This is a genomic window from Streptomyces prasinopilosus (assembly GCF_001419695.1).
Taxonomy (GTDB): Bacteria; Actinomycetota; Actinomycetes; order Streptomycetales; family Streptomycetaceae; genus Streptomyces; species Streptomyces prasinopilosus.
Map to the genome: position 1 here is coordinate 1 of NZ_LIRG01000698.1, position 4,610 is coordinate 4,610.

Below are 4,610 nucleotides of genomic sequence, written 5' to 3' on the forward strand. Positions count from 1 at the left end.
CGCAGACCGGTCCGAGGCGCCCGCAGCGTGCGCCTCGGACCGGTCTGCGCGTAGATCACCCGGCCGGTGGCCTGGTCCACGACCAGCTCGAGGCCGTGGTTGGAGTACCACTCCTCGGCCAGCACCTGCGGGCGGTCCGGCTCGTCCACGAGGCTGCCCGGCACCAGCCGGGTGCCGGTCTTCGTCGCCGGCACCGAGGCGGTGAACCGGTAGCCCGTGTACCCCTGGACCTTCTCGGTGCCCTGGTAGCGCATCACGACCGTGTCGCCGAGGGTGTTGTCCCACCACTGGTAGGAGCGCTTCTGCACGTCGAAGGGGAACTTGAGGTACGCCTCGCCCTCGATGCGGGGCGTCTCCTCGCAGCAGTGGACCGGCTTCGTCGTCTCGCGGTCCAGCACCCAGCGGTGCGGGGAGAAGTCCAGCGCGTCGTGCGGATCGGCGGCCGGCAGCGACTTCTCGGTGTCCACCGTGGTGATCACGTCCCACACGGCGTTCCCGCTGTCCACGCTGGCCTCGACGTTCCCGCGCACCCGCTGGGTGACGGTGATCGCCTGGTCCGACACGGTCTCGACCCGGTCGAGGTCGAACACGCTGCCCCGGCCGTTGTAGACGGCGGTGGTGTCGATGTCGATCGGGTTCACCGCGGCCCGCGGATGCACGTACCAGACCAGCAGGGGCGCCAGCACCAGCAGAAATGTTCCGAAACCGAGCATGATCAGGGAAAGGGGGGAGGCTGTACGGCGCATCCGGGTACTCCAGGGATTTGGGACGGATCGGCGCGGACGGGCCGGATCCGTAGAGGAAAAACGCGCGTGCCGAGGGGCGGAGCCATCCGGCACCCCCTGCGGGCCGGGACCGAACTCCCTCTGGGCCGGGAACCGTAAACGCCCCTTGACGGACTGTCAATGCACACTCGACACTGGGGGGCGACGGACAGGGGTGGTGGAACGTGCTTTCGGGGGGTGGGGAAATCCTCCGAACAGAGAGGCTGACCCTGAAATGTCCAGACTGCTCGCCGCCGCGCTGACGGTCGTACTCGCCTCGGCCCTCGCCGTGGGCGCCGCCCTCGGCGTGGTCGCGCTGCTCGGCGCCACCCCCGACCAGCCGAACACGCCGTTGATCACCTACGAGCACGCGGGGCAGGGGAGCTGACCGGTGACGGCCTCCAGAACCGTCACGGCCCGGTCCGCCTGGCACGACGTACCACGCCCCCAGGTGCACCGGTTCGCCGAGACGGCCATGGCCGAGGCGCCCGGACTCGCCGAAGAGATCATGAGCGAGATCCAGCGCGAGTACCCCGACCTCCCCGTCGTGCTCGACGACTCCGGCGAACCGATGGCCCTCGTCGGCATCCGCCGGGCCATCGAGGTGTTCGTGCAGCACCTGGAGCACGCCGACTACTCGGCGGGCCGCCCCACGGCGCCGCCCGGCCTGTTCCACGACTTCGGACGCGGTGAGGGCCTGCACGGGCGGTCCCTGGACTCGCTCCAGGCGATCTACCGGCTCGGCGTCCGCATGGCCTGGCGGCGGCTCGCCGAGATCGGCCAGCGCGTCGACATCCCGCCGCCCGCGATGTACGAACTCGCCGACGCGGGCTACGCGTACCTGGACGGACTGGTCGACCAGTCCGTCCGCGGCTACGCCGAGGCCGCCGCCCGGCAAGCGGGGGAGCGGCTGCGGCTGCAGCGCCGGCTGATGGAACTCCTGCTCACCGAGCACCACCGGGGCGACCCGTCCGAAGCGATCGCCGAGCGGGCCGCCCGCGTCGGCTGGCCGCTGCCCGGGAAGGTCGCGGTGGGCGTGCTGCGGCGCCCCGCGCGGGAGGCCGTCGCCCCCGCCGTGGGCCAGGAGGTGCTGCTCGACATGGAGTACGAGCAGCCCCGGATGATCGTCCCCGAGCCGGACGCCGCGGGCCGCCCCGAACTGCTGCAGCGCGCGCTCACCGGCTGGTCCGGCGCGATCGGGCCGCCGGTGCCGCCGGCCGACGCGGCGAAGTCGCTGCGCTGGGCCGAGGCCGCCCTGCGCCTGATGGAACGCGGGCTGCTGCCCGACGGCGAGGTGCTGCACTGCACCCAGCACACCGAGGCGCTGGTCCTGCTCCAGCCCGAGGAGCTCATCGACGACCTCGCCCTCAAGTGCCTCGCCCCGCTGGCCCACTGCGCCCCCACGAACGGACGGCGCCTCGCGGAGACGCTGCTGGCGTGGCTGGAGACCCGGGGCGGCGCGCCCGAGGTGGCGGCGCGGCTCGGCGTGCACCCGCAGACCGTCCGCTACCGACTGCGGCAGATCCGCGAACTGTGGGGCGACGAGATCGACGACCCGGACCGCCGCTTCGAACTGGAACTGGTCCTGCGGGCGCAGCGCCTCCGCGGCGAACTGGGAGGCTCCCCCAACCGGCGCTGACCGGCGGACGCACCGGACGCCCGGGACCGGACCGGCAGGACGACCGGGCCGGTGGGACGGGCGGACCTCCGGAGCCGCCCGGACCGCCGGGCCGGTCCGGACGCCGGCGCCCCCGGGTCCGCGGTGACCGCCCGGCGGGCCATTGCCCGGGTGGGTGCGGATGGCTAGCCTGTGTGTTCGTCATTCCGATCGCCTGTTGGTATATCGAACGGGCTGAGACAGACAGGGAGGGGCCGGTCGTGGGACGTCTCGTACCAGCCGTGACCCGGGCTCTCGACATCCTCGAGCTCTTCCTCGACGGGGACGGGACGCTCTCCGCGCCCGACATCGTGCGCAGGCTCCAGCTGCCGCGCACCACCGTGCACGAACTGGTGACCACGCTCGCCGCCCGGAAGTACATCGTCCCGGTGACCGGCCAGCCCGGCCGCTACCGGCTCGGCGTGCGCCCGTACCAGCTCGGCGCCCGCTACGCCGAGCACCTCGACCTCGCCGCCGAGGGCCAGCAGGTGGCCCGGTCCGTCGCCGAGACCTGCGACGAGACGGTGCACGTGGCGATCCTGGAGGACACCGACGTCATCTACATCGCCAAGGTGGACTCCACCCACGCGGTACGGATGGTGTCGGCGGCCGGCCGCCGGCTGCCCGCGCACTGCACCTCCGTGGGCAAGATGCTGCTGGCCTCCCTCCCCGAGGGGGAACTCGCCGCGCGCCTGCCCGACGACGCCGGGCTGGCCGCGATGACCCCCAACAGCATCACCGACCCGGCCGCCCTGCGCGAGGCCCTCGCCGGGATCCGGGAGCGGGGCGTCGCCGTGGAGAACCGGGAGTCCAACCCGGACGTCAGCTGCGTGGCCGCCCCGGTCCGCGACCGCACCGGACAGGTGGTCGCCGCGCTGTCCATCTCCGTACCGATGATCCGCTGGAGCGACGACCGCCTCGCCGAGCTGGAACAGCTCGCCGTCAAGGGCGCCGACGACCTGTCCGAGCGCCTCGGCCACCGGGGGGCGTCATGACGACGATCCGTGACAGCGCCTCCTGGGAGGTGGCGGTCCGGGCGGAGTCCGCCCTCGGCGAGGGCCCCACCTGGGACCCCGCGACCGGCCGCCTCCTGTGGATCGACATCCTGAACTCCCGGATCCACGGCTACGACCCGGCCACCGGCCGGCGCACCCTGCGCCGGACCGGACAGCACGTGGGCGCCGTCAAGCCCCGCGCGGGCGGCGGGCTGGTCCTCAACCTGCGGGACGGCATCGGCCTCCTCGACCCCGACGACACCTTCCGCTGGCTGCGCCACGAGCCCGTCCCCGGCCGCCGCGGCAACGACGCGGCCGTCGCCCCCGACGGCGCCCTGTGGGCGGGCACCATGCGCTACGACGAGGCCGCCGGCGGCGGCACGCTCGCGCGCGTCATCGGCGACGGCACCGCCGCAACCGTCCTCGACGACGTGACGGTGAGCAACGGCACCGGCTGGAGCCCCGACGGGCGCCTGATGTACTACATCGACACCCCCACCCGCCGCATCGACGTCTTCGACCACGACCCGGACACCGGCGCGGTCACCGGCCGCCGCCCGCTGGCCGAGGTGGAGGACGGCGCCGGCTTCCCCGACGGTCTCACCGTCGACGCCGAGGGCTGCGTGTGGGTGGCGCTGTGGGACGGCGCGGCGGTGCGCCGCTACACCCCGTCCGGCGCCCTGGACCGGGTGATCGCGCTCCCGGTCCCGCGCGTCACCGCCTGCGCCTTCGGCGGCCCCGGCCTGAGCGACCTGTACATCACCACGGCCCGGGTGGGCCTGGACCCCGCGCCGCCCCTGGCCGGCTCGCTCCTGGTCGTCCCGGACGCGGGCGGGGGCGCCGCCCAGCCCGCCTTCGCGGGCTGACGGCCCCGGGGGCCGGCCCCGGACGCCGCCGGTGCGCCGCGGCCGGGCACCGGGGCCCGGCCGCGGCCGTGTCCCACGGGTGCCGCCGCGTCCCGGCGCCCCGGCGCCGGGCGGGGGCGGTCACTCGGCCGTGACCCGCCGGCCGCCGGCCACCGTCCTGCGTTCCTCCGCGGTCAGCGGAGGCGCCGTCAGCAGTTCCCTGCCCGGGCCGCGCAGGGCCCCCACCACGACGTCCGGGTGCGCCCACGAGGTGGGGGGCTCGGACATCGTGATGACGTCGAGGAAGGCGCGGGTGATCTGCGCGCGGCCCGTCGCGGCGCGGACCAGC

Annotated in this window: 5 protein-coding genes and 1 pseudogene; 4 read left to right on the forward strand and 2 right to left on the reverse strand. The window is 74.5% G+C overall.

The window, feature by feature from the left end:
* On the reverse strand, positions 1-746 hold a 746-nt coding region (gene pgfA / locus AOK18_RS24750), incomplete at its 3' end, for a cell envelope lipid trafficking protein PgfA (RefSeq protein WP_055572792.1).
* Positions 747-999: 253 nt separating this feature from the next.
* Here pgfA and AOK18_RS33440 point away from each other — a divergent pair.
* The 4 genes from AOK18_RS33440 (at position 1,000) to AOK18_RS24765 (ending at position 4,282) form a co-directional block, all read left to right on the forward strand.
* Positions 1,000-1,152 (forward strand): hypothetical protein, encoded by a 153-nt coding sequence (locus AOK18_RS33440; RefSeq protein ID WP_167532546.1) that lies wholly within the window; start codon positions 1,000-1,002, stop codon positions 1,150-1,152.
* A gap of 3 nt (positions 1,153-1,155) precedes the next feature.
* Complete coding sequence (locus AOK18_RS24755; RefSeq protein WP_055695763.1) at positions 1,156-2,403, forward strand: PucR family transcriptional regulator; 1,248 nt, start codon at positions 1,156-1,158, stop codon at positions 2,401-2,403.
* Positions 2,404-2,642: 239 nt separating this feature from the next.
* A complete protein-coding gene (locus AOK18_RS24760; protein WP_055570835.1) occupies positions 2,643-3,416 on the forward strand; it encodes an IclR family transcriptional regulator in 774 nt (257 codons plus the stop codon).
* The gene (locus AOK18_RS24765) at positions 3,413-4,282 is read left to right on the forward strand and encodes an SMP-30/gluconolactonase/LRE family protein (RefSeq protein ID WP_055695764.1); all 870 of its coding nucleotides are present in this window, start codon (positions 3,413-3,415) and stop codon (positions 4,280-4,282) included. Before AOK18_RS24760 ends, AOK18_RS24765 begins: the two co-directional genes overlap by 4 nt.
* A gap of 120 nt (positions 4,283-4,402) precedes the next feature.
* Here the strand turns inward: AOK18_RS24765 and AOK18_RS24770 are convergent.
* Positions 4,403-4,610 (reverse strand): annotated as a pseudogene (locus AOK18_RS24770) (pyridine nucleotide-disulfide oxidoreductase); the annotation flags it as partial.